The organism is Streptomyces sp. B6B3, assembly GCF_039871525.1.
Taxonomy (GTDB): Bacteria; Actinomycetota; Actinomycetes; order Streptomycetales; family Streptomycetaceae; genus Streptomyces.
Genome location: NZ_JBDPLU010000027.1, coordinates 1 through 25,067, shown reverse-complemented (window position 1 = coordinate 25,067; position 25,067 = coordinate 1). Strand labels below are relative to the sequence as shown.

Sequence of the window (25,067 nt, the reverse complement as noted above, 5' to 3'; positions counted from 1 at the left end):
GGGTGGAGGAGTGCGAAAGAGACCATGGACTTCCTGATGTTGGGCCCTCTGGAGATCCTGCGGGACGCGCGGCGGGAGCCGGTGCCGGGGCGGTTGCGGAGGATCCTGCTGGGTGTGTTGCTGGCGCGGGCGAACCAGTCGGTGCCGGCGGACGTGCTGGTCGACGCGTTGTGGGGGGAGCGTCCCGAGGAGCGGGCCCGGCAGCGGCTGCACCTTCATGTGCACCGGTTGCGGACGGTGATCGGCGACGGGGATCGGCTGCGCTTCGACGAGAACGGCTACCGGCTGCGGGTGTTGCCCGGGGAGCTGGACGCGGAGCGTTTCGAGACGTTGGTGGCCGAGGGGTTGGAGGTCGCGGGTGGGGATCCGCGGCGGGCGGCCGGCGTGTTGCGGGAGGCGTTGGACCTGTGGCGGGATGTGCCGTTCGCGGATCTGGACATCCCGCTGCTGACGGACTGGGCTCACGAGTTGGCCGAGCGTCGGCTGGTCGCCTGTGAGGCGTTGTTCGGGGCGGAGGTGGCGTGCGGGCGGAGCGCCGCGGTGGCCGGGGAGTTGGCCACCCTGGTGCGGGAGCATCCGTTGCGGGAGCGGTTGCACGGGTTGCTGATGACCGCGTTGTACCGGTCGGGGCAGCCGGGCGCGGCGTTGGCGGCGTACCGGGCGGCACGGGAGACGCTGGTCGCGGAGCTGGGGTTGGAGCCGGGTCCGGAGCTACGTGACCTGGAGGCCCGGATGCTGGCGGGCGAGCCGGTGGAGGTCGGCGCCGAACAGCAGCGGGAGCAGGGGCGGGAGCAGTCGCCGCGGGCCACAGTGCCCGCTCAACTGCCGGGAAACGTCCGAGGCTTCGTGGGCCGGGAGGTCGAGCTGGCGGAGCTGGACGGGTTGCTGTCCCCCGACGCCGCGGGCGCGCGGGGTGTGGTGATCTCGGCGGTCGCCGGCACCGCCGGGGTGGGGAAGACCGCGCTGGCGTTGCGCTGGGCGCACCAAGTGCGCGAACGGTTCCCCGACGGGCAGTTGTACGTCGACCTGCGCGGCTACGGCCCCGACCAGCCCGTCACGCCGCAGGACGCGCTGGCCGGGTTCCTGCGGGCGTTGGGTCTGGAGGGCGCGGCGATCCCGCAGGACGAGGCGGAACGGGCCGCCCGGTTCCGCACCCTGCTGGACGGCCGACGCATGCTCGTCGTCCTGGACAACGCCCACAGCGTCACGCAGGTGCGGCCCCTGCTGCCGGGCAGCCCGACGTGTTTCGCGCTGGTCACCAGCCGCGACGCGCTGGCCGGGCTGGTCGCCCGCGACGGCGCCCACCGACTCAACCTCGACCGCCTGCCGTTGCCCGACGCCCGCGCCCTCCTCCACGAGGCGCTCGGGGAACGGGCGGAAGCCGACCCCGCCGCGACGGACGCGCTGATCGAACGCTGCGCCCGGCTGCCGCTGGCCCTGCGGATCACCGCCGAACTGGCCAGATCCCAACCGACCCGGCCGTTGGCCGACCTGGTCGAGGAACTCGCCGACCAACAGGGCGCGCTGGACCTGCTGGACATCGACGGCGACCCCCACACCGCCGTACGCGCGGTGTTCTCCTGGTCCTACCAACGCCTCGACCCGCCCGTGGCCCGAGCCTTCCGCCTCCTGGGCCTCCACCCCGGACACGACGTCGACGCCCACGCCATCGCCGCCATGGCCGGCGCCAGACCCCGCGAGACACGCCGCGCCCTGGACGCCCTCCTCCGCGCTCATCTCGTCGACCAGGTAGCCGGCAGCCGCTACCAACCCCACGACCTGCTCCGCGCCTACGCCGCCGAACTCGCCGCCGACACCGACGGACCCGCCGAACGCGAAACCACCCTGACCCGGCTGCTGGACTACTACCTCGCCACCACCTCCGCCGCGATGGACGCCTTCGCACCCTACGAGACCTACCGCCGGCCCAAGGTGCCCGCCTGGGACGGTGAGGCGCCGCCGCTCACCTCCCACGACCACGCCCGGCGCTGGCTGGACGCCGAACGGGCCAACCTGCTGGAGACCACCCGACACGGCGACCCCGGGTTCGTCGTCCTCATGTCGGAGACGCTGTGGCGTTACCTGGACGTCAGGGGGCACTCCGACGAGGCGATCACCCTGCACACCCGGGCTCTCCGGGCGGCGTTGGCCGACGGCGAGCCGCTGGCGGAGGCCAACGCGCGACGCCAACTCGCCGCCGCCATGGACCGCGTGGGCAAGAACCACGAGGAGGTGGTCGACCACCTGCGCCAGGCGCTGGCGGCGTACGAACGAGCGGGCGACCAGGCGTTGCAGGGCGCCGTGCTCATCAATCTCGGCAACGCGTACGCGTCCCGTGGCGACCAGTTCGAGGCCCTCCGCCACTACGAACTCACCCTGGAGCTCGACGCCGCCGACTGGGCGCTGCGCCGCGCGGCCCTGGTCAACTCAGGGTTGACGCTGCGACTGCTCGACCGGAACGCGGAGGCCGTGCGCCCCCTCGACGAGGCGCTGACGCTGTGCCGGGAGCACGGCGACCGGACCAACGAGGCCAACATCCTCTCCGGTCTGGCCGAGGCGTTCAGAAGCCTGGGACGGGACGAGCAGGCGTTCGACCATGCCCAGCGGGCCCTGGTCCTCGCCCGTGAGACGGGCTACCGCGTCATCGAGACGCACTGTCTGCGCACGCTCGGCCACCTGCACCGGAGTCGGGACGACCTGGTGCGGGCCCTGGACCTCCACGACGAGGCGCTGGCGCTCGCCCGTTCCGTGGGCGATTCGGAACTGGTCGTCACCGCGCTGACCACGCTGGCGGACACCCAGGCGTCCACCGGACGCACGGCCGAGGCGCTCCACTCGTACGAGGAGGCGTTGGCCGTGGCCACCGAGGGGGACCACCGGCAGGGGCAGGCGGACACCCACGCGGCCATCGCCGCCGTCCACACCGCCGCCGGCGACCACGCCTCGGCCCACGCCCACTGGCGCCAGGCGCTCGACGACTACGAGGCGCTGGGCCTCCCCCAGGCGGCCGAGATACGGCGACGGCTCACCGGCGACTGAGCCTCCCGCCGGCAACGCCCCTCCCGAACGGTCGTGCCGTCCCCACCGTTCACCGGAGGTTTCTTCGGGGACGCTTCCCCCCTGTTCCGGTCCATGGCAGATTTCCGTCGCGTCAGGCACACAGCGGCCGAACCGCCGTCGTACGGAGGGTGATCCATGTCCCTTGACTCTTCCATCCCGTCGCGCCGGCACGTGTTGCTCGGGGCCGCCGCGGCCGGCGCCGGGCTCGCCCTCGGGACGGCCGGGCAGGCCGTCGCCGGGCACCGGAGCGTCCCCCCGGTCGTGGTCACCGACCAGGCGAGCAAGCAGCTGCTGGTGCTCGACTCCCGCGCGGACGTCTGGGACCCGGCCATCGATCCGACCGTCGTGCGGTGGGCGTTCTCCCCGCTGGGCGACACCAGGTACCGCGATCTCGAACCCGAGACGAGCTGGATCTACCCCGACGAGGCCAAGGCGCGGCGGTACCGGGACCGGACCTTCGTGCTGACCACGGCGTCCTTCGGTTTCGCCGCCGTCGTCGAGTACCCCACGGGACGCCGGTACTGGGCCGGTGGCCTCGGCGCCGGTGACGACCTGCTCAACCCCCACTCCGCCGAGATCCTGCCGGACGGGAACGTCGCGGTCGCCTGCAGCACGGGCGCCCTGGTGCGGCTGTTCGCCGCGTCGCTCGGCCCGAACGCCACCCGGTACGTCGACGCCGAGCTGAAGGGCGCGCACGGGCTGCACTGGGACGAGGGTCACGACGTGCTGTGGGCCCTGGGCGACGACGAGTTGGTCGCCTACGAGGTGACGGGATCGCGGGTGCGACCGGGCCTCAGGCAGCACCTGGCGGTGTCGCTGCCCGTCGCCACCCCCGGGACGTCGGCCGGCGGGCACGACCTCTCCCCCGTGCTGGGCCGGCCGGACCGCCTGTGGGTGACGACCAACGCCTCGGTCTACCAGTACGACATCGCGAGCCGCACCTTCACGCAGGACTTCCCGGGCGCGAGCGAGATCTCCCGGAAGTCCGTGAAGGCCGTCGGGGACGATCCGCGTACGGGCCAGGTCCTGAGCAACACGCCCGAGTCCGGGCTGGAGCAGTCGTGGTGGACCACCACGGTCAGCCTGCACCAGCCCACCGACAGCCGGAAGCTTGTCAACGGCGGGATCTACAAGGCCCGTTGGTGGCTCCCGCGCTGAACATGACGTTCGGTCGAAGCACCGGCCGGGGCCCCGCCACACGCGGGGCCCCGCATCGGCGCGCGGCGCGGTCGGGTCCTCGGCGATTCGGAAGCCGCGGCGCGTCGATCCGGTTCATGCGTCGGTCTCGGTGGCGTCGAGTTCGGCCCACAGCTCGTCGGGAATCCGGGTCGCGGTGTGCTCGACGTTGCGTAGGACCTCGTCGGCGCTGCGTGCGCCGAGGACGACGCCGGTGACGGCCGGGTGGCGCAGCGGGAAGGCGATCGCCGCGGCGGGCAGGGCAACGCCGTGGGCCGCGCAGCGGTCCGCGAGCCGCCGGGCGCGCCGCAGGACGTCCTCCGACGCCGGGGCGTAGTCGAAGTGCGCGCCGGGCCGGGGGTCCGCGAGGACGCCGCTGTTGAAGACGCCGCAGGCCAACACGCTGACGCCCCGCTCCTGGCACCTCGGCAGCAGCGCCTCGGCCGCGGTCCGGTCCAGCAGGGTGTAGCGGCCGGAGAGCATGACGCAGTCGATGTCGGTTTCGGTCACGAAGCGGCCGAGCATGGCCGCCTGGTTCATGCCGACGCCGACGGCCTTGACCACGCCCTCGGCGCGGAGCCGTTCCAGCGCCGGGTACGCCTCGCGCACCGCGGGTTCCCAGTGGTCGTCCGGGTCGTGGATCAGCACCAGGTCGAAGGCGTCGAGGCCGCTGCGTTCCAGGCTCTCGGAGAGGGACCGCCGCACGCCGTCGGCACTGTAGTCCAGCACCCGGACCCGGTCCCGGCCGCCGTGGAAGCCGGCGTCCGGTTCGGGGGCTCCGGGCTGGAGCAGCCGGCCGACCTTGGTGGAGACGGTGAACTCGGCGCGCGGGCGGTCGGTGAGGAAGGCGCCGAGACGTTCCTCGGCCAGCCCGGCACCGTAGTGCGGCGCGGTGTCGAAGTACCGGATCCCGCTGTCCCAGGCCGCGGCCAGCGCGGCGTGGGCCTGCTCGTCGGACACCTTCGCGAACAGGCCGCCGAGCGGGCCGGTGCCGAGTCCGGTGCGCCCGACCGTCACCGACGAGCGGCCGAGACGGGCCTGCCCGGTGGCGGTCATGGCGCCTGCTCCAGGGTGTGTCGCTGCCGCCCGAGGCGGTCGATCTCGATCTCCACGACGTCCCCGGCGCGCAGGTAGGGGAAGGCGTTGGCGCCGAAGGCCACCCCCGCCGGAGTCCCGGTGTTGATGACGTCGCCGGGGTCGAGAACCATGAACTGGCTCAGGTACCAGATCACGTGGTGCACGCCGAAGATCATGTCGCCGGTGCTGCCGTTCTGGCGCGGCTCGCCGTTGACCGACAGCCGCATGCCCAGGGCCTGCGGGTCGCCCGCCTCGTCAGGGGTGACGAGCCAGGGTCCCAACGGGTTGAAGGTCTCGCAGGACTTGCCCTTGTCCCACTGCCCGCCGCGTTCGTGCTGGAAGACCCGCTCGGACACGTCGTCGGATATCGCGTATCCGGCCACGCAGGCGGCCGCGGCGTCGGGAGAGTCGAGATAGCGGGCGGTGGCGCCGATGACGACGGCGAGCTCGACCTCGTAGTCGGTGGCGGTGCTGCCCCGGGGCACGAGGACGGTGTCGTCGGGGCCGACGACGGTGTTGGACGCCTTCATGAAGATCACGGGCTCGGCGGGCGGTGGGGTGTTCGTCTCGGCCGCGTGGTCGCGGTAGTTCAGGCCCACGCACACCACCTTGCCCGGCCGGGCGACCGGCGGACCGGTCCGGAGGCCGGTGAGGTCGACGCCTGGCAGCCGTCCGGCGGCGGCCGCCGCCCGTGCCTGCCGAGGGCCGTCGCCGGCGAGGAAGGGACCGTCGATGTCGTGGGTGAGCGGCGACAGGTCGTGGGCGGTGCCGTCCTCGGACAGCAGGCAGGGTCGTTCGGCGCCGGGCGGGCCGACTCTCAGGAAGCGCATGATTCTCCGGATCGTGCGAAAACGGTCAACCGAGTTGGGCAGCCGACGGGTCGTCAGGTCGCAGGTGGGCGCGGAGCCAGTCCTCGGTGGTGCTGACGTGCACCAGCGCCGTGGCCTGGGCGAGCGGCGAGTTCCGGTCGGCCAGCGCGGCGTAGATGGCCTCGTGTTCGGCGATGGTGCGGTCCGCCGTGTGCTCGTCGACCAGGCCGCGCCATACCCGGCCGCGCAGCGTGCGGCTGGAGATGCCCTCGAGCACGGACACCAGCGTCGCGTTGCCGGTCGCGAGGGTGACCGTGCGGTGGAACGCGGCGTCGTGCTCGGTCAGCAGCTGGGGGTCGTCCCGGCAGTCGCGCATGGCCTTCAGGTGCTGGCGCAGCTCGTGCAGGTCGGCGTCGGTGATCCTGGTCGCGGCGAGCGCGGTGGCGACGGGTTCGAGCAGGCGCCGCACCTCGCTGACCTCCAGCAGGGTCTCGCCGCGGAGCATCTCCACCGCCGCGCTGAGCCCTTCGAGCAGCAGGCCGGGCTCCAGGCTCGTGACGTAGGTGCCGTCCCCGCGTCGGATGTCCAGGACCCGGGCGACGACCAGCGCCTTCACGGCCTCGCGCATCAGGTTCCGCGACAGGCCCAGCTCGGCGGCCAGCTGCGGTTCCGGGGGAAGCTTGGAACCAGGCGGCAGGGCACCGGACCTGATCAGCTCCCGGATACGGGCGATCGCCCCGTCGGTCAGTGACATGGGGCGCAGCGTAGAGCAGAGATCCCATGTCTGGATAGGCCCTGAGCCTAGATCGGGTCGATTTCCTCGGAATGCTGGACTATTCCGTAGTGGCGTTCTATAAATCGATCCCATGTCTGCTCGAACGATGCTCTGATCAGGAGCGCCACCGCCACCCCGACGGATCCGTCTGGAGCCCTCAGCCATGACCGACCACGAGTTCTCCGGCCTCAAGGCCCTCGTCACCGGCGGCGCGTCCGGCATCGGCCTGGCCACCGCCACCCTGCTCGCCCACCGCGGCGCCCACGTCGCCTGCCTCGACCTGGCGCCGGCCCAGCTGCCCGAACCGCTGATCGGCGTGCAGGCCGACGTCACCGATGACGCGGCCGTCCGCACCGCCGTGGCCGCGGCCGTCGAGGCGCTGGGCGGCGGCCTGGACATCCTCGTCAACAACGCCGGCATCGGCGCCCAGGGCAGCATCGAGGACAACCCCGACGACGAATGGCACCGGGTCTTCGACGTCAACGTCCTCGGCATCGTCCGCACCACCCGGGCCGCCCTCCCCCACCTCCGCCGCTCCGCGGCGCCGGCCATCGTCAACACGTGCTCCGTCGCCGCCACCGCCGGGCTGCCGCAGCGCGCCCTGTACTCCGCGACCAAGGGCGCGGTCCTCGCGCTCACCCGGGCCACCGCCGCCGACGTGATCGGCGACGGCATCCGCGTCACCTGCGTCAACCCCGGCACCGCCGACACCCCGTGGGTGGCCCGTCTGCTGGCGGCGGCCGACGACCCGGCCGCCGAACGCGCCGCCCTGGAAGCCCGCCAACCCACCGGCCGCCTGGTCACCGCCGAGGAGGTCGCCACCGCGATCGCCTACCTCGCCAGCCCGCACTCCGGCGCCACCACGGGCACGGATCTCGCCGTCGACGGTGGCATGCACGGCCTTCGTCTCCGCCCCCGGACCCCGTGAACGCGGTGGCGGCGAACCACCGATCGCCATCGACGCCGACCGGCTGACCCCGGCGGCCACCCCCTGCCCGTCTCGGGCAGGGAAGCACCGAGCAACAGGAGCCGTACCGCCATGCCCGACAAACAGGTTCCCACGCCCTTCCTGCCGACCCTGGAATCGTTGAGCGAGTTCGCGTGCCCGGAGTGGTTCCGGGATGCCAAGTTCGGCATCTGGTCTCACTGGGGCCCGCAATCGGTGGCCCGGCAGGGTGACTGGTACGCGCGGAACATCTATGTGGAGGGGTCGGAGCACTACCGGCATCACGTCCGCACCTACGGCCATCCCTCCGAATTCGGCTACAAGGACGTCGCCAGGCTCTGGAAGGCCGAGGCGTTCGACCCGGACGCCCTGATGGACCTCTACGTCCGGGCCGGGGCCAGGTACTTCGTGGCGCAGGCCGCGCATCACGACTACTTCCTGAACTACGCCTCCCGGCTGCACCGGTGGAACGCGGCCGAGGTCGGTCCCGGCAAGGACATCGTCGGGCTGTGGCGGTCCGCCGCGCGTCGGCACGACCTTCCCTTCGGCCTCAGCGAGCACCTCGCCGCCACCTTCAGCTGGTGGTCGGTCAACAAGGGGGCCGACACAACCGGGCCTCGGGCCGGCGTCCCCTACGACGGCGCAGACCCGGCCCACGAGGACCTCTACCTGCCCAATCACGAGCATTTCGTGCCCGGTTGCGAGGAGCTGCCGGTCACCCCCTGGTACACCGACAACGCCTGGTGGCACCAGCGCTGGCTCGACCTCGTCACCGAGATGGTCGACCTGTACCAGCCCGACCTCCTGTACACCGACGGCCCGCCGCCGTTCGCCCCGAACGACGCCCAGCCCGCCCTGACGGCGGCCGCCCATCTCTACAACACCAGCTCGGCCACGCACGGCGGCCGGAACCAGGCGATCTTCGCGCACAAGGAGCGTCAGGAGCGGCTGCGCCGGATCGGCATCCTCGATGTCGAACGCACCCAGGAGCCGCGGGTGTCGCCGGTGCCGTGGCAGACCGACACCTGCCTGGGCAGCTGGTTCTACAACGACCGCGCCGTCTACAAGACGCCGGCCCACGTGATCGAGCTGCTGGTCGACATCGTGGCCAAGAACGGCAACCTGCTGCTCAACGTCCCGCAGCTGCCCGACGGCAGTCTGGACGAGGAATGTCGGTACCTGCTGGCCGAGTTGGCCGACTGGATGGAGATCCACGGCGAGGGCGTCCACGGCACCCGCCCGTTCCGGGAGGGCATGGAGGGGCCCAGCGGCGTGACGATCGACGGCTTCCGCGAGGACCGCGTGTCCTGGACCAGTGCCGACTACCGGCTGACCCGGCGCGGCGACACCGTCTACGTCTTCCTGATGCGCTGGCCCACCGACCGCAGGGCCGTCATCCGCAGCATCGACGCCCGCGACCGGGTCGCCCGGGTCCGCCTCCTCGGCGCCGACAGCGTCCAGCCGCGTTTCACCCAGACCGGCCCCGCCGGTGAACTCGTCGTGGATCTGCCCGAACAGGCGCCCTCCCGCTACCTCTCCTGCCTGGCCGTCGAACTCGGCTGAACGCCGTCGCCGGGTCGGCTCGCGCCTCCCGCTCCGCCCGGAGACATCCCATGTAGCCCACGCGATCGCGCTCAGACACATCACGCTCCGCAATCGCAGAGCCGAAGAACTTCCAGTTCAGATCGATTTGCCAGTAAACCTCTGGACATTCGCGTGATGACCAGGCTATACATTCATCCCATGTAACAGACAGGCTCGGCCACCCGCGGCGGGGCTCGGTGGGGCGCGCGCGTCCCGGTAGGGAGCCAACACATGACGAGTGCCGATCCACGCCACGAGGTCGAGAGCGACCTGGCGTGGGAGAGCCACGACGGCGGCGTGCTGATCCATCGCGGCGCGACCGTGGTCCGGGTGTCGTGGGAGGCGAAGGGGGTCGTGCGGGTCGGCACACGGAGGAACGGCGACGGTGTCCCGTCGTTTCACGAGGGGCCCATGCTCGATCCGGCACGTCCTCGGCGCCCCGCGCGCTTCGACGTACACGAGTCGGAGCAGGAGCTCGTCCTGTCCGACGGAACGCTGGCCCTGCACCTCGACCGCTCGACCGGCGGTCTCTCCTATCGCGACGGCCGCGGTGACCTGCTGTTCGCCGAACAGGGCGCGGCCGGAGGCGCCATGGAGCCGAGGGCGGACGTGCCCGGATTCAGGGCCCGCCTCTCGCTCGCCGTCTCCGACGATCAGGCCCTGTACGGACTCGGCCAACACGAGGACGGCATCCTCGATCGGCGGGGCCACCACCTCGACCTCTACCAGCACAACCTCAAGATCCCGGTTCCCTTCCTCCTCTCGTCGCGCGGCTGGGGGCTGCTGTGGCACTGCTACTCGGCGATGAGCTTCGACGACGACGCCTCGGGCACCACCCTGCGGGCTGACTGCGTCGACGAGATCGACTACTTCGTCATCGCCGGTGACACCATGGACCGTGTCATCGCCGGCTACCGCCACCTCACCGGCGCGGCGACCATCCCGCCTCGCTGGGCGTTCGGCTTCGTCCAGTCCAGAGAGCGCTACGAGACGCAGGAGCAGGTGCTGTCGGTCGCGCGACGCTACGCGGAGCTCGGGCTTCCGGCGGAGTGCATCGTCGTGGACTGGCAGTACTGGCCGGAAGGGCACTGGGGGCAGAAGTCCTTCGACCCGCGGCGCTTCCCCGATCCGCAGGGCATGTGCCGCGAGCTGCACGAGCTCGGGACCAGGGTCATGGTCTCGGTCTGGCCCCACGTGGACGCCGGTGGTGCCGACCACGCGGAGCTGCGGGCGGCGGGCAGGCTGCTCGCCAACGGTCGCACCTACGACGCGTTCGACCCCGAGGCCCGCGCCCTCTTCTGGGAGCAGACACGCAGGGGCCTGCTCGCGCACGGAATCGATGCCGTGTGGTGCGACTGCTCCGAGCCGTTCGAGGCCGACTGGCACGGTGCCGTCAGGCCCGGTCCCGAGGAGCAGCGGTCGATCAACGTCGGGGCGGCCGAACGGTACCTCGGCCCCGCCAGGGCGAACTCCTACGCCCTGGCCCACGCTCGTGGCATCTGGGACGGCCACCGCGCCTCAGGCTCCGCCAGCCGGATGCTGAACCTCACGCGTGCGGCCCATCCGGGGCAGCAGCGCTACGGCACGTTCACCTGGTCCGGCGACATATCGGCCTCGTGGGACACGCTCGCCCGGCAGGTCCCTGAGGGGCTCAACTTCGCCGCCTCCGGGATGCCCTACTGGACCTGCGATGTCGGCGGCTTCTTCGTCAGGCCCGGAGAGGCATGGTTCGCCCGCGGCGAGTTCCCGGACGGTGTGGACGATCCCGCCTACCGAGAGCTCTTTCTTCGATGGTTCCAGTACGGCTGCTTCCTCCCGATGTTCCGGGTCCACGGCAGCGACACTCCTCGCGAGATCTGGCACTTCGGCGAACCGGGCGAGGTGGTCTACGACACGCTCAGGCGCTTCATCGAGTTGCGTAAGGCGCTGGTCCCGTATCTGTACGCGGTCGCTGGCGCCGTGTACCTCGAGTCGTCGACGATGATGCGACCGCTCGCCTTCGACTTCGCGCACGATCCCGGCGCTCTGCGCGTCGACGACCAGTTCCTGCTGGGACCGTCCCTGATGGTCTGTCCGGTCACCCGCCCCCGGCGAGTCGACTCCGACCCTCCGCCCGGCACCGAGACGACCCGGTCGGTGTACCTGCCCGGGGGCACGGCCTGGATCGACGCGTGGACGGGTAACACCCAGGAGGGCGGCACACGGGTCGAGGCTCCGGCCCCGCTCGAGAGGATCCCCGTGTACGCGAGGACGGGAACGATCCTGCCCCTCGCTCGTCCGGACGGCGATCTCGATGTCCTGGTGTTCCCCGGAGCCGACGGCGGGTTCGGTCTCTACGAGGACGACGGCGACGGCTGGGGCTTCGAGGTCGGCGAGCACAGCCGCACCACGCTGCGCTGGATCGATGCCCAGCGCACGCTGGTGATCGGCCCGGCGCCGGGATCCCGCCCCGACGGCCCGGCCACCCGGACGTTCCACGCGCGGCTCGTCCGCCCCGGGCACGGGTGGCGCGACGACTCCGGGAGGTCCGTCCGGATCGAGTACCACGGCGAGGAGGTTCGGGTGCGGGTCGCGTGACGACCCGCGACCATCCGGCGACCCCCACCTGCACACACGCCCGACGCGAAACAGAACACACCGAGGGAAGTACCTCTACATGAGCAAACAGGCCATCATCGTTCGCGGCGGCTGGGACGGGCACCAACCCGAGGCGGCCACCGAGTTCTTCCTCCCCCACCTCGCTCGCAACGACTTCGCATGGGAGATATTCGACTCACCGGCCGTCTACGCGGACCCGGACCGTATGGCAGAGGTCGACCTGATCGTGCAGTGCATGACGATGTCGACGATCGAGCGCGAGCAGGCCCGTGGGTTGAGCGCGGCCATCGCGGCCGGCACCGGCTTCGCCGGCTGGCACGGCGGCATCGCCGACTCGTACCGGGCCAGCGACGACTACCTGCACCTGATGGGCGCGCAGTTCGCTCACCATCCCGGCAAGCACCCGGACGAACGAACGGGCGAGCAGTCCGACAACTACATACCCCATCGGATCGAGATGCTGCCCGCGGCGGCCGATCATCCCATCACCGCCGGAATCGGCAGTTTCGACCTCGTCACCGAGCAGTACTGGGTTCTGACGGACGGGCTGCTCGACGTCCTGGCCACCACCACGCTGCCCGCGCGCCCGTGGGACCCGTGGCACCAACCGCACACCTGTCCGGCCGTGTGGACCCGGAACTGGGGCGCGGGACGCATCTTCGCGTGCACGCCGGGCCACCGGGTCGAGGTCCTCGAGGACCAGAACGTCAGGACGATCATCGAACGGGGGATGCTGTGGGCCAGCCGCTGAGGATCGGGCTCGTCGGCGCCGGCGTCATCAGCCGGCAGTATCTGGAGACGATCGCCCGGCTCGACGATCTCGAACTCGTCGCCGTCGCCGATCTGGATGCCAGCCGCGCCGCCGCGGCGGCGGACGAGTACGGCGCGAGGGCGACGACCGTCGCGGAGCTGCTGCGCCGCGACGACGTCGACGCCGTGCTGAACCTCACCATCCCCGCGGCCCACGCCGAGACGTCACTGGCGGCGATGGAGGCGGGCAAGGCCGTCTACGTCGAGAAACCGCTGGCCGCCACGACGGAGCAGGGCCGCACGATGCTGGATGCCGCGTCCGCCGCCGGTGTCGTCCTCGGCAGCGCGCCCGACACCGTCCTCGGCACCGGCGTTCAGACCGCCCGCGCGGCCATCGACGAGGGCGTGATCGGGACACCGCTCAGCGCCACCGCCACGATGGTGACACCGGGTCACGAGCGCTGGCACCCGCAGCCGGACTTCTACTACCAGCCAGGCGGCGGCCCGCTCCTGGACATGGGCCCCTACTACCTGACGTCGCTGGTGACGCTGCTCGGGCCGGTCGTGAGCGTCGTCGGCGCCGCCAGCGCCATCCGGAGCGAACGCGTCATCGGGTCGGGACCGCGGGCGGGCGAGCGGATCCCCGTGACAACGCCCACCCATGTGACCGGAGCGCTGACGCACGCCTCAGGCGCCATCTCGACGCTGCTGGTGAGCTTCGACGCGCTGTCCACCCATGCCGCCAACATCGAGGTGCACGGGACGGACGGGTCCCTGGCCGTGCCGGACCCGAACATGTTCGTCGGCGACGTGGAACTCAACACGGGTTCGGGCTGGAAGGTGCTGCCCGTCTCCGCGGGATACCGGCAGGCCGCCCGCGGTTACGGGCTGGCCGACCTCCTGTGGTCGGGTGCGTTCGCTGGTGAACCGTCGGCGGGCCGGTCCCGGGGGGTGCTCGGATTCCACGTCCTGGAGGTGATGGAGGCGGTGCTGACCGCCGCGGCCGAGGGCCGATCGGTCCCGATCACCAGCACCGTCGAACGCCCCGCGGCCGTTCTCCTCGACGATCGGTGAGGTCCCGGGCATCGCGTACCGCATGAGCCGGGGGCTGGTCCGTGTTCCGGATCAGCCCCCGGCCGGCGGCGGCTCGGCCGGGGCATCACCGTCGTCGGGCAGATCGCGCAGGGACTGCTCGACGCCGACCAGGTGGTTGGCCATCCGGATGCGCACCGTTTCGGAGTCGCGGGTTCGGAGGCCCTCGAGGATCGCCACGTGCTCCTCGTGGGTGCGCAGGTCGGCGCCCTCTTCGTGCAGGCTGCGCCAGAGCCGGCCCCGCACCGTGCGGCCGGCGAACGCCTCGATCAACCCGGCGAGGACCGGATTGTCGCTGTGCGAGGCGATGATGCGATGGAAGGCGATGTCGATCTCGATGAGCCGCTCGTGGTCCTGCGGCATCCGGCCGACGACCAGGGCGGCTTCGTCGAGCAGTTCTCCCGCCTCGTCGAGCGCCTCGTCGGTGATCCTGGTGGCGGCCAGCCGAGCCGCCTCGCATTCGAGGACCCGGCGCACGGCGTGGGTGTTCACGGCGGTGCCGTCGCCCTGGATGTCGACGACGAATCCCATCGGCGCCAACAACCGCGTCACGTCGAGGTTGGTGACGTATGTCCCGTCGCCTCGCCGGGTGTTGAGAATGCCCAGGATGGACAGCGCGGAGACGCCCTCGCGTAGTGGGCCGCGTGAGACGCCCAGGGCTTCGGCGAGATCCTTCTCGATCGGCAGGCGGTCTCCGGGGCGGAGCCGGCCTTCGCGGATCATCCGCTTGATGCCGTCGACGACTTCTTCGGTGCGAGACATGACTGGAGTATGTTCCTAGGTTCTGGCGGCGGCCGCGGCCGCTCGTCCCGCGGACTGCGTCGGTGTCGCCGCGGTCGCCCAGTAGCGACCGTCAGGGAAACGATAGTCCTCGATCGACTCCGGATACATCTGCGTGGAGTAGCCAGGCCTGGTCGGCAGCACGTAGCCCGTGCCCGCACCGGCGTCGCGTACCACGCAGGGGTCGGTGAAGTGCTCGTGCAGGTGGTCGACGAACTCGGTCACCCGGTCGGTCAGATCGCCGGAGACGGCGACGTAGTCGAGCACCGCGACGTGCTGGACCATCTCGCACAACCCGACGCCGCCGGCGTGCGGGCAGACGGGGACACCGAACTTGGCGGCGAGGAGCAGCACCGCGACGATCTCGTTGATGCTCGCCAGCCGGCCGGTGTCGAGTTGGCAGTAGTCGATGGCGTCGGCCTGGAACAGCTGCTTGAACATCACCCGGTTGTGGCAGTGTTCGCCCGTCGCGACGCCGATGGGTGCGACGGCACGCCGGACGGCCGCGTGACCCAGGATGTCGTCGGGACTGGTCGGCTCCTCGATCCACACGGGCTCGAACCGCGCCAGCGCGCGCACCCAGTCGATCGCCTCCCCGACGTCCCACATCTGGTTCGCGTCGATCATGAGCCTGCGCTCGGGCCCGATGATCTCGCGGGCGATGGCACAGCGACGCACGTCGTCGTCCAGGTCGGCGCCCACCTTGAGCTTGAGGTGGCCGTACCCGGCGTCGACCGCCTCCTGGCAGAGCCGACGCAGTTTCTCGTCGTCGTAGCCGAGCCAGCCCGCCGAGGTCGTGTAGACCGGGTATCCGGTGCGCTCGAGTTCGGCCACCCGGTCGGCCTTCGTGCTCTCCCGGGCGCGAAGGATCTCCAGCGCCTCGTCGCGCGTCAGCGCGTCGGAGATATAGCGGAGGTCCGCGATGTCGACCAGTTGCTCCGGCGTCAGGTCGGCGAGCAGCCGCCACAGCGGCCGGTCCGCGCGGCGGGCCACGAGGTCCCACGACGCGTTCAGTACGGCGGCGAGCGAGAGGTGGACGACGCCCTTCTCCGGGCCCAGCCAACGCAACTGCGAGTCCGCGGTGAGAGAGCGGTAGACCGCGCCCATGTCCGCCGCCATCGCGTCGACGTCCCGACCGATGAGCTGCTGGGCCTGCTGGTGGGCCGCGGCGGCCACGATGTCGTTGCCCCTGCCGATGGTGAAGGTCAGACCGTGGCCCGCGAGTGGCGCGCCCGTGCTGTCGGAACCGTCGGTGTGCAGGACGACGTACGCCGCCGAGTAGTCCCCGTCCTTGTTCATGGCGTCCGATCCGTCGCCGGTGAGCGACGTCGGGAAACGAACGTCCTCAACGGTCACGGCGGTGATCTGCGGCATGGACCGGCCCTTCGCCTGTTTCCTCAAAGATCAGATGACTACCGCAGTGTAGGGAGGCGTTTCTCCATGCGTCAACAGCCCGTAGACGCCTCCAGGGTGCCGGCTCTGGCTGTCTGACCTGGACAGTATGGGTTCGACGGGTTCGCGGGAACGCGTTTCGACAACCCCCCACAGCATGCGTCTCCCTCAAGAAGATTAGATGTTTGTGCTGCGGTGGCCGGCCCAGGTGCCTCCCCCGGGAAGACGTGCTGGTCACTGGTGGCCACCAGCGACCTGGTGGCTCGATCTGGCCAGGAGGGTGGCGGCGACTCGCGGTGCGGGCCGCCTGGCGCCCCCCGCAGGCCGGACCCAAAGATCTGATCTGCGAACCCGGGATCGGACTCCGGTCCGAGGACCCTCACCGTCGACCGGAGTCCGACCGCACTGCCGCGCCCCGGGGCCGGGGCGCGGAGCCGACCGCCGGACGGACGCGTCCGTGGCCGGCAACCGGCGGTCGCTCCGCCGCCTCACCGCGGCTGGCGTGTCGTCGTCCGTCCGGGCGGCACGCGCGTTCCCCGCGAAGGGCCGTAAGGCGGCCCGGCGTTGGGCAGATGACCTGCCTCGATGCGGAGTCTCGGGCTCCCGAGCGCGCCCGTCGGAGCGCTGGCCGCCCACTCCATCCGGCTCGTTCCGCCCGCCCCGCCGCGGCGCCCTCGTCGCCTCGGACCGCACGCGCCGAGGAGGCTCCGACACCACGAAGTGGCACCGGCAACTCGCCGCTGGCCGCGCGGTCCGCCCCGCCGGTCCGTGCCCGCGACGAAGGGAGGTGGACACAGAGTGTTGACAGTGATTGATATGACTTTTATGGTGACGGCGTCAGTGAACGGCGGAGATTGGCTGGTACCCGACGGTGAAGTCGAGTAGTTGGGAATGCGCCACGCACCGCGCCGGTCCGTGGCGGGCCGGTCTGTTGTCACGCGAGTCGGGGTCACGATGGTGACGCCGGTCGCGGCGGGGCCGACGCGGGAGAAGGTCAGGTCACGCAGCACGACACGCGGCTGGGCGGGTGCGAAGAAGAGCTTCCGCCGGCATTGGCAGCTGTACCTTCTCATGGTTCCGCCGCTGGTGTACTTCGGCGTCTTCAAGTACATCCCGATGGTCAACTCGGTCATCGCGTTCAAGAACTACAACGTCGTGGACGGCGTGTGGGGAAGCGAATGGGTGGGGTTCGACCAGTTCGACCGCCTCTTCGCGAACCCGCAGTTCTGGACCCTGGTGCAGAACACGTTCCTGCTCTCGGGATACGTGGTGCTGGCGAGCTTTCCGTTTCCCATCATCCTGGCCCTCGCACTCAACGAGGTCCGCAACCGCTTCTTCAAACGCACGGTGCAGATGGTCACCTACGCGCCGTACTTCATCTCGACCGTCGTCGTGATCTCCATGACGCTCCTCTTCCTGTCACCGCGGCTCGGCCTGATGAGCGACATGACCTCGTTCTTCGGTATGGGCACGGTCGACTATCTGAGCGATCCGGACTACTTCCGGCACATCTACGTCGCGACTGACGTCTGGCAGACGGTCGGCTATTCGGCCGTGATCTACATGGCGGCCCTGTCCGCCATCGATCCGGCACTGTACGAGGCGGCGCGCGTCGACGGCGCGAACCGTATGCAGAAGATCATCCACGTGGACATCCCCGGCATCATGCCCACCGCTGTCATCATTCTCGTGCTCGGCGTGGGGAACGTCATGGCCATCGGGTTCGAGAAGGCGTTCCTGCTGCAGAACTCGTTGAACCTGTCGACGTCGGAGATCATTCCAACCTACACCTACAAGGTCGGACTGTTGAACGCCGACTTCAGCCAGGCCGCCGCTATCGGCCTGCTCAACTCGGCGGTCAACCTCGTCCTGCTGCTGGCCGTGAACTTCGGAGCCAAGAGGATCACGGGGAACGGACTATGGTGACCGAGCCGAGGACCATCGCCAGACGCACCACCAGGAAGGTGTTCCGGACGCGATCGACTCATATCCGGGATCCGCTGGTGGACCGGGTGTTCATGATCGGCGTGTACGTTCTGCTCACGACGTTCCTGCTGGTGGTTCTGCTGCCGCTGATCTACATCGTGGCCAGTTCGTTCAGCGACCCGCTGGCGGTCTCGTCCGGCCGCGTGACGCTCTGGCCGATCGACTTCACGTTCGAGGGTTACGAGCGGGTTCTCAGCGACGACCAGATCGTGACCGGGTTCATGAACTCCCTGTTCTACACCGGGGTCGGGACCCTGCTGAGCGTGACCCTGACGGTCGCCATCGCCTATCCGCTGTCCCGGAAGGATCTCTGGGGCGGTGGCGTGATCACCATGGCCGTCGTGTTCACGATGCTGTTCGCGGGTGGGCTGATCCCCACCTATCTGGTGGTGCAGAATCTCGGTCTGCTCGACACCCGAATGGCCCTCATCCTGCCGCAGGCGATCGGGGTGTGGCAGGTGATCATCGCCATGGTGTTCTTCCGCTCGACGATCCCGGACGAACTCTACGAGGCGGCTCAACTCGACGGTTCCAGCGATCTGCGCTTCCTGTGGTCCGTAGTGCTACCCCTGTCGAAACCGCTGATCGCGGTCATCGCCCTGATGTATGCGATCTACCAGTGGAACTCCTATTTCGACGCCCTCCTGTATATACGCGATCCCGACCTCTACCCCCTTCAGCTGGTACTTCGCAACGTACTGATATTGAACGAGTCATCCGTGGGAACGGACGCCACCGCTGCGATGGAAAGGCAGCAGCTCGCCGACCTGATGAAGTACTCGCTGATCGTGATATCCACCGTACCCGTCATGTTGATCTATCCCTTCGTTGCCCGGTACTTCACCAAGGGCGTCATGGTCGGCGCCGTCAAGGGTTGACCGGACGAGCCGTGGTGTCTGCGGCTCCGTCGACTTCGCCTCAGAGACCATGAGGCCACCCGAACACATGACGTCGGCTGGCTTCGGTCTCCCCCGACCGCCCCGCCCACAGAAAAGGGAAGAGCAGTGCTATTCGCATCGTCAACCAGATCGAGGTCGCGCCGCGTCAGAACGGTCGCGGCCACCTTTGCCGCTTTCGCCACCGCACTGGGGCTGACCACCGCCTGCGGGAGCTCGGACGAAGCGGGCGATGACAACGTCATCAAGATCTTTGCCTCGCAGTCGGCGCAGATGGACCTCAATTCTAACTCATTCACACGTCATCTCGAGAAGAAGTTCAACGTCGACCTGCGATTCGAGACAACCTCCTACGAGGCCTCGTCGGCCACGGAGGCGCGTCAGATCTCCCTCGCCGGCGGCGACCTCCCCGATGCCTACATGCTCGTGGCGTGGGCGACCCAGTTCAACCAGTCCGAACTCCTCCGCTACGGCCAGCAGGGGCTCCTCGTACCGCTCAACGACCTCATCGAGCAGCACGCCCCAGACATCCAGGCCGCGTTCGAAGAGGAGCCCGACTTCGAGAAGTTCTCGACGGCCCCAGACGGGACGATATGGGGCCTGCCGCAATGGAACGACTGTTATCACTGCTCCTATCCCTATAAGTTCTGGATTAACACCGAATGGCTCGACAACCTGGGCCTGGAGATGCCGACCACGCCGGAGGAGTTCTTCGACGTGATGGTCGCCTTCAAGGAGGACGACCCCAACGGCAACGGCAAGGCCGACGAGATCCCGCTGACCGGCAACACCCAGAACTCCCTGGTGCCGTTCATCATGAACGCGTTCATCTACAACGCGTTCAACACCGGCGTGGTCGGGCAGCCGGTGTCGCTCGGCCTGAACGGTGACACCGTGCAGGTTCAGGCGGCGCAGGACGGCTGGCGCGAAGGGCTCCAGTTCCTGAACCGCATGTGGGAGGCGGACCTGATCGATCCCGCCGCCTTCTCGCAGGGCCCCGACACCATGCAGGCGACCGGGAACTCGGCGGAAGGTGTCATGGTCGGCGGCGCGACGGTCATGCATCCGGGACTACTGGTCACGATGGGCCAGGAGGACGGCCGCGACAATCAGTACGACCCGCTGCCGCCCCTGAACGGGCCGACCGGTGACGCGGCGACCTACGTGCTGCCGAGCACGCCGGGGGCGACCTTCGTGGTCACGAGCGCTGCCAGCGAGGCGAAGCAGCAGACGATTGTGGAGATCATGAACTACATCTTCTCGCCGGAGGGTCACCGTCGCGCCCAGTTCGGTGAGGAGGGCATCGGCTGGCGGGAGCCGAAGCCGGACGAGATCGCGCTCGATGAGAGCCTGGAGCCCGTCATCGTCGACATTCCCACCGACGAGGACAACCCCGCCGACTACAACGGGAACTGGGGCCCGATGTCGCAGGTGTTCGACACCGAGGAGTGGCGAAACACGCAGGTTCAGCCGATGGACATCTACACGCTGGAGGGCGCCGAACGGCGGTTCTTCGAAGCCACCGGGCTCTACGAGGGCAAGGAAACCGACGCGATGTTCCCGTACTGGAACGTCTGGATACCCCTCGAGGACGGCAGTGAGCTCTCCACGCTGCTCACCAACGTGGAGACCTACATCGCGACGTCCACCGCGGAGTTCGTCACCGGCGTACGTGACCCGAACAGCGACGGGGACTGGCAGTCCTACCTCGACGGCATGGACGGACTCGGCGTGGACCGTTACCTCGAGATCTGGCAGAACGCGTACGACGCCAGCTGAACCGGGCGTCGACACCGACCCCCTCCCGCGGCGCGAGGTCGCGCCGCGGGAGGGGGTTCGTTCGTCAGCGCACGACGATCGTGGCGCTGGAGGGGCCGACGCCGCTCCCGCGCACGGTCACCGTGATGGTCCCGGGCGCGGTCGGCCGGATCACGGCGAGGGCGTGGCCCTGGAAGGAGCGGTGACGGGGGTCGAGGTACGACTCCTCCGTGCGTGGCGCGGCGCTTCCGAATCCCTGGAGGTGGCCGGGCCCGTCGATCCGGAGCTCCAGTTCGGTCTCGCCGTCGGTGGCGCGGGTGCCGTGCGCGTCGACGATGTCGATGTCGACGAACGACAGGTCGGTGTCGCCGACCGCGATGTCGGCGCGGTCCGGCGCGACCACGAGCCGGCGGTCGCAGTTCGCCGACCGGAGCGAGACCCGTTCGGCGGCTCGGCCGGAGCGCACGGCGACCGCTTCGAGGTGTCCGGGCTCGTACCGGACGTCGAAGACGGCGCGGTACCGACGCGCCGGTCCGGCCGGCAGGCGACCCGCCGAGGTCCCGTCGACGAACAGTTCGACCTCGGGGGCGTCGCTGTACACCTCGACCTCGACCGCGGTGCCCTCGGCGCCTGGCCACGTCCACGACGACACGCTGTCGGACCACGCCCACGGGCTCGACTTCGGGGTGAGCCCCCTGGTGCCCGGGCGGCGCACGGCGATGTACGGTTCGGCCCGCCGCCCGAACACGATCTCCCGGTAGAACGACGGCGGGCGACGGCGCCCGGTGATGTCGATGTCGCCGACCCACGCCGTGATCCAGGGGTATTCCGCCAGCGGGCCACCGCCGGGGGGATCCTCCGCGTACCGCGGGCGGCCGATGCCGACCTCGCCGAGGTAGTCCCAGCCGGTCCAGGTGAAGTCGCCGATGACGTGCGGATGCGCGAGCACGAGCGACCAGAGCTCGTCGATCCGCGTCGGGAACGTCTCGGAGCCGACGATGACGCGGTTCGGGAACAGACTCCGGTCGTGCTCGTACCGTGCGTCGAGGTAGTTCATCCCGGCGATGTCGAGCGCGGCGTACGGTTCGGCGGTCAGTTCGCTGACCGCCTCCGAGGTGCCGAGCGTGTTCAGCTTCTCGGCGAGCCCCATCATGAACCCGTTGATCTCCTTGACCTCGGCCCGTGCCGCCTCCCCGAGCAGGTCGGGATCGTGTTCGAGCACGTCGGACATCACGAGCAGGGCGCCGTTGACGCCGCTCGTCACGAACCGGGTCGGATCGAGACGACGCGCCTCGGTGGCGATGCGTCGCGCCCACGCCGCGCCGTGTCCCGTCCCGATGTCCGGAATCTCGTTGCCGATCGAGTACGCGAACACGCTCGGCCGGTTCCTGGCCTTGCGGATCATCGACTCCAGGTCGCGCCGCCAGGAGTCGGGGAACGTCGTGGCAGCGTCGTGGTCGCTCTTGGTCTGCGTCCACATGTCGGAGAGCTCGTCCATGACGAGCACTCCGTGGCGATCGCAGGCGTCGAGCATGGCCCGGCTCATCGGCTGGTGGGAACTGCGAATCGCGTTGAAGCCGGCCGCCTTCAGACGCTCGACGCGACGCTCCTCGGCACGTGCGATCGCGGCCGCGCCGATGACGCCGTTGTCGTGGTGCACGCACGCACCGCGGAGCTTGACCGGTTCGCCGTTGATCCGCAGACCACGCGCGGCGTCCACCCGCATGACGCGGATCCCGAAGGTCGTCTCCGCCTCGTCGGTCACCGTGCCGTCAGCGGTGACCGTCACGACGGCTCGGTAGAGCGACGGTGTGTCCGTACTCCAGAGCCGCGGCTCCGGGACCAGCATCCGCTGGTGCACGACCGCGGGTTCGCCGGGAAGTACGGTGACCCGGGCCGTGTCGGCGGCGCGTTCGGTGCCGTCCGGCGCGATGATCCGCGTCGTCACGGCACGCGTCGCCGTGTGCCGGCCGACGTTGTCGACCGTCGTGTCGACCTGCACCAGGGCGAAGTCCGCATCGACGTCCGGGGTGGTCACGACGATCCCGTCGAGCGCCACGTGCACGGGGTCGGCGACCACCAGGTGGACGGGTCTGATGATTCCGCCGCCGGAGTACCACCGCGAGTCCCGGTGGGCGCGCGCCTGGACCCGCACCTCGTTCTCGGTGCCGAACCGGAGGAACGGGTCGAGGCACACGCCGAACTCCGAGTACCCGAAGGCGGTGTGTGCGGCCAGGCTGCCGTTGACGAAGACGGAGGCGGAACGGTACACGGCCTCGAACTCCAGCAGGACATGGCGGTTCCGCCACTCCTCCGGCACCAGGAATCGCTTCGAGTACTCCCAGGCACCTCCCGGGAAGTAGGCCGTGCCCGTCAGCGCCGGGTCCGGGCGTCGCGGGGAGGCCAGGACGGCGTCGTGCGGCAGCGTCACCCGCACGGCCGGCGCATCCGCCGCGGCCGGCGCTCCCTCGGTGTGCGTGGTGCGGAACCACCAGTCGTCGGAGAAGGATCGGCGGATCATCGGAGTCCTCTCATGTGTCAGACACTCGCCCGGTCGGCCTCGTCCCGGTGCCCTTCGACGTCGGCCGGGCGGCCGTCCGCGGTGGGTGAACATCCGTGGGTCCGAGGCTGCTTGGCGATCCCGATCGGAGCCGGACGACCCCGAGTCATATGATGAATGCCGGCGAGAACCCTAAGCCATGGGGATCCGCGCGGCCAGCCCCGCGACGCGGGACCGATCGGCCCGGCGGCGCCGGGCGGACCGGCTGCCGGCGGCGGAACGGCCCGCGAGGCAGGCCGAATTCCGAGGTAAACGACGTCTTCCGCGGTCCCCCCGCCACCACTCGCCGCGATCGCGTGTGCGGCGGGACGGTGGCCGCTGTCCCCCGGACCGCTCGCCGGGACCGCGGCCGGGCAGGCGATTGCGGAGGCAGCATCAGCATGAGAACATCATATGAATCGGTCGTTGTCTCCAGCCTTGCGCACGCGATCGAGTCGCGCCCGGCGACCAGAACGACGCCGGCGTTCGGTAGCAGCGAATCCGAAAGGCCTCCCCATGGTGACCCGACCTCCGATCCGTCTCCTGTGGGGCCACGCCGCCCTGACCCTGGAGTTGACCGCCGACGCCGACGCGCCGGTGTGTCTGACCCGGCTCGAGGCGATGGACGTACGCCGGGCCGACGCCGGCGGTGGGGCGGGCACCCGCCGATCCGGTCAGCCACTGGTCGAGGTGCAGATCGCGGGCGAGGGGCAGCCCTGGTCCGGGCCTCGGCAGGTGGGGACCACGGTCGGGCTCCGGCTCCGCTACGCCGCCCATCGGGTCGAGGAGGCGGACGGCTGGACGGAGTTCGAGCTCGAGCAGGTGGACGAGGGGGCCGGGCTCCAGGTCCGGACGCTGATCCGCTCGCCGCAGGGCGTCCCGGCGATCCAGGTGTACACCAGCGTTCGGGCGGTCGGCGCGGAGCCCGTGACGCTGCACGCGGTCGGCTCGCTCGCGACCGGTGCGTTCCGACCCGACTCCGGTGCGGACGGCATCGACGTGTACTGGGCGGAGAACGACTGGATGGCCGAGAACCGGTGGCAGCGGCAGCCGCTGCGCGAGGGCCGGCTGCCGGATATCAACCCCACCACCCACCGGCACCTACCGCGCGGCGCGCTGGTGGTGGCCAGCCACGGTTCCTGGTCGTCAGGTGAGTACCTGCCCATGGGCGCGCTGGTCGACACGGACACCGGGCGGGCGTGGGCGTTCCAGGTGGAGCACAACGGGGCGTGGCGGTGGGAGGTGGGCGAGCGTCGGGACGGTGTGTACCTGGCCGTGCACGGACCTGGTGACCGCGACCATCAGTGGCGCCAGACACTGGATCCGGGCCAGCAGTTCGTCAGCGTGCCGGTCGGTCTCGCGATCGGCGACGAGGGCATGGAGTCGGCGATCGCGTCGCTCACGGCGTACCGGCGGGCGATCGTCCGGCCGCATCCCGACCGGACCGGGCTGCCCGTGGTGTTCAACGACTTCATGAACACCCTGGGCGGCGACCCCACCACCGAGCGACTGCTCCCACTGATCGGTGCCGCCGCGACGGCCGGTGCCGAGTACTTCTGTATCGACGCCGGCTGGTACGCCGAGGACGGCGCGTGGTGGGACAGCGTGGGCACCTGGACGCCGTCCAGTACGCGGTTCCCGGACGGTCTGGGCGAGGTGATCGACCGGATCCGGGCCGCGGGGATGCGGCCGGGACTGTGGCTGGAGCCGGAGGTCGTCGGCGTGCGCAGCCCGCTGGCGGACAGCCTCCCGCCCGACGCGTTCTTCCAACGGGAAGGCCGGCGGCAGGTCGAGAACGGCCGATACCACCTGGACCTGCGCCACCCCGCGGCGGTCGCGCACCTGGACG

Annotated in this window: 17 protein-coding genes; 11 read left to right on the top strand and 6 right to left on the bottom strand. The window is 70.2% G+C overall.

What is annotated here, in order from left to right:
* Positions 1-24 precede the first annotated feature (24 nt).
* Together ABGB06_RS34725 and ABGB06_RS34720 are read left to right on the top strand one after the other, a co-directional pair.
* Entirely contained in the window at positions 25-3,039 is a 3,015-nt protein-coding gene (locus tag ABGB06_RS34725; protein ID WP_347597932.1) for a BTAD domain-containing putative transcriptional regulator, read from the top strand.
* Positions 3,040-3,195: 156 nt separating this feature from the next.
* Positions 3,196-4,218: a DUF6528 family protein gene (locus ABGB06_RS34720; protein ID WP_347597929.1), complete on the top strand. Its 1,023-nt coding sequence runs from the start codon at positions 3,196-3,198 to the stop codon at positions 4,216-4,218.
* 114 nt (positions 4,219-4,332) lie between these two features.
* Here the strand turns inward: ABGB06_RS34720 and ABGB06_RS34715 are convergent, their stop codons facing one another.
* From ABGB06_RS34715 to ABGB06_RS34705, 3 genes are read right to left on the bottom strand one after another with little or no spacing between them, the layout of a single operon-like run.
* Positions 4,333-5,292: an aldo/keto reductase gene (locus tag ABGB06_RS34715; RefSeq protein WP_347597926.1), complete on the bottom strand. Its 960-nt coding sequence runs from the start codon at positions 5,290-5,292 to the stop codon at positions 4,333-4,335.
* The gene (locus tag ABGB06_RS34710) at positions 5,289-6,143 is read right to left on the bottom strand and encodes a fumarylacetoacetate hydrolase family protein (protein ID WP_347597923.1); all 855 of its coding nucleotides are present in this window, start codon (positions 6,141-6,143) and stop codon (positions 5,289-5,291) included. The genes ABGB06_RS34715 and ABGB06_RS34710 overlap by 4 nt, the downstream gene beginning before the upstream one ends.
* Positions 6,144-6,168: 25 nt before the next feature.
* A complete protein-coding gene (locus ABGB06_RS34705; protein ID WP_347597920.1) occupies positions 6,169-6,876 on the bottom strand; it encodes a FadR/GntR family transcriptional regulator in 708 nt (235 codons plus the stop codon).
* Positions 6,877-7,060: 184 nt separating this feature from the next.
* Between ABGB06_RS34705 and ABGB06_RS34700 the strand changes: the two genes are divergently transcribed.
* The 5 genes from ABGB06_RS34700 to ABGB06_RS34680 all read left to right on the top strand — a co-directional run bounded on the left by ABGB06_RS34700 (position 7,061) and on the right by ABGB06_RS34680 (position 13,849).
* The gene (locus ABGB06_RS34700) at positions 7,061-7,825 is read left to right on the top strand and encodes an SDR family oxidoreductase (RefSeq protein WP_347597917.1); all 765 of its coding nucleotides are present in this window, start codon (positions 7,061-7,063) and stop codon (positions 7,823-7,825) included.
* Between the two features lie 111 nt (positions 7,826-7,936).
* On the top strand, positions 7,937-9,406 hold the full coding sequence (locus ABGB06_RS34695) for an alpha-L-fucosidase (protein WP_347597914.1): 1,470 nt from the start codon (positions 7,937-7,939) through the stop codon (positions 9,404-9,406).
* A 252-nt stretch (positions 9,407-9,658) separates the two neighbouring features.
* Positions 9,659-12,004, top strand: a complete 2,346-nt coding sequence (locus ABGB06_RS34690; protein WP_347597911.1) for a TIM-barrel domain-containing protein — start codon at positions 9,659-9,661, stop codon at positions 12,002-12,004.
* Between the two features lie 79 nt (positions 12,005-12,083).
* Positions 12,084-12,776, top strand: a complete 693-nt coding sequence (locus ABGB06_RS34685; protein ID WP_347597908.1) for a ThuA domain-containing protein — start codon at positions 12,084-12,086, stop codon at positions 12,774-12,776.
* Entirely contained in the window at positions 12,761-13,849 is a 1,089-nt protein-coding gene (locus tag ABGB06_RS34680) for a Gfo/Idh/MocA family oxidoreductase (protein ID WP_347597905.1), read from the top strand. Before ABGB06_RS34685 ends, ABGB06_RS34680 begins: the two co-directional genes overlap by 16 nt.
* Positions 13,850-13,900: 51 nt before the next feature.
* Here ABGB06_RS34680 and ABGB06_RS34675 read toward each other — a convergent pair whose 3' ends face one another.
* Both ABGB06_RS34675 and ABGB06_RS34670 read right to left on the bottom strand, forming a co-directional pair.
* The gene (locus tag ABGB06_RS34675; RefSeq protein WP_347597902.1) at positions 13,901-14,629 is read right to left on the bottom strand and encodes a FadR/GntR family transcriptional regulator; all 729 of its coding nucleotides are present in this window, start codon (positions 14,627-14,629) and stop codon (positions 13,901-13,903) included.
* A gap of 15 nt (positions 14,630-14,644) precedes the next feature.
* Positions 14,645-16,021 (bottom strand): enolase C-terminal domain-like protein, encoded by a 1,377-nt coding sequence (locus ABGB06_RS34670; RefSeq protein WP_347597899.1) that lies wholly within the window; start codon positions 16,019-16,021, stop codon positions 14,645-14,647.
* 972 nt (positions 16,022-16,993) lie between these two features.
* Here ABGB06_RS34670 and ABGB06_RS34665 point away from each other — a divergent pair.
* The 3 genes from ABGB06_RS34665 (at position 16,994) to ABGB06_RS34655 (ending at position 20,700) form a co-directional block, all read left to right on the top strand.
* Positions 16,994-17,965 carry an ABC transporter permease subunit gene (locus ABGB06_RS34665; protein ID WP_347597896.1) on the top strand — a complete coding sequence of 324 codons (972 nt, stop codon included), beginning with the start codon at positions 16,994-16,996 and terminating at the stop codon, positions 17,963-17,965.
* On the top strand, positions 17,959-18,903 hold the full coding sequence (locus ABGB06_RS34660) for a carbohydrate ABC transporter permease (protein WP_347597893.1): 945 nt from the start codon (positions 17,959-17,961) through the stop codon (positions 18,901-18,903). Before ABGB06_RS34665 ends, ABGB06_RS34660 begins: the two co-directional genes overlap by 7 nt.
* 126 nt (positions 18,904-19,029) lie before the next feature.
* On the top strand, positions 19,030-20,700 hold the full coding sequence (locus tag ABGB06_RS34655) for an ABC transporter substrate-binding protein (RefSeq protein WP_347597890.1): 1,671 nt from the start codon (positions 19,030-19,032) through the stop codon (positions 20,698-20,700).
* A 64-nt stretch (positions 20,701-20,764) separates the two neighbouring features.
* Here ABGB06_RS34655 and ABGB06_RS34650 read toward each other — a convergent pair whose 3' ends face one another.
* Positions 20,765-23,200, bottom strand: coding sequence for a glycoside hydrolase family 2 TIM barrel-domain containing protein (locus ABGB06_RS34650; protein ID WP_347597887.1), 2,436 nt, complete (start codon positions 23,198-23,200; stop codon positions 20,765-20,767).
* Between the two features lie 534 nt (positions 23,201-23,734).
* Here ABGB06_RS34650 and ABGB06_RS34645 point away from each other — a divergent pair.
* Positions 23,735-25,067 (top strand): glycoside hydrolase family 36 protein (locus tag ABGB06_RS34645; RefSeq protein WP_347597884.1); only part of this gene is annotated, 1,333 nt, incomplete at its 3' end.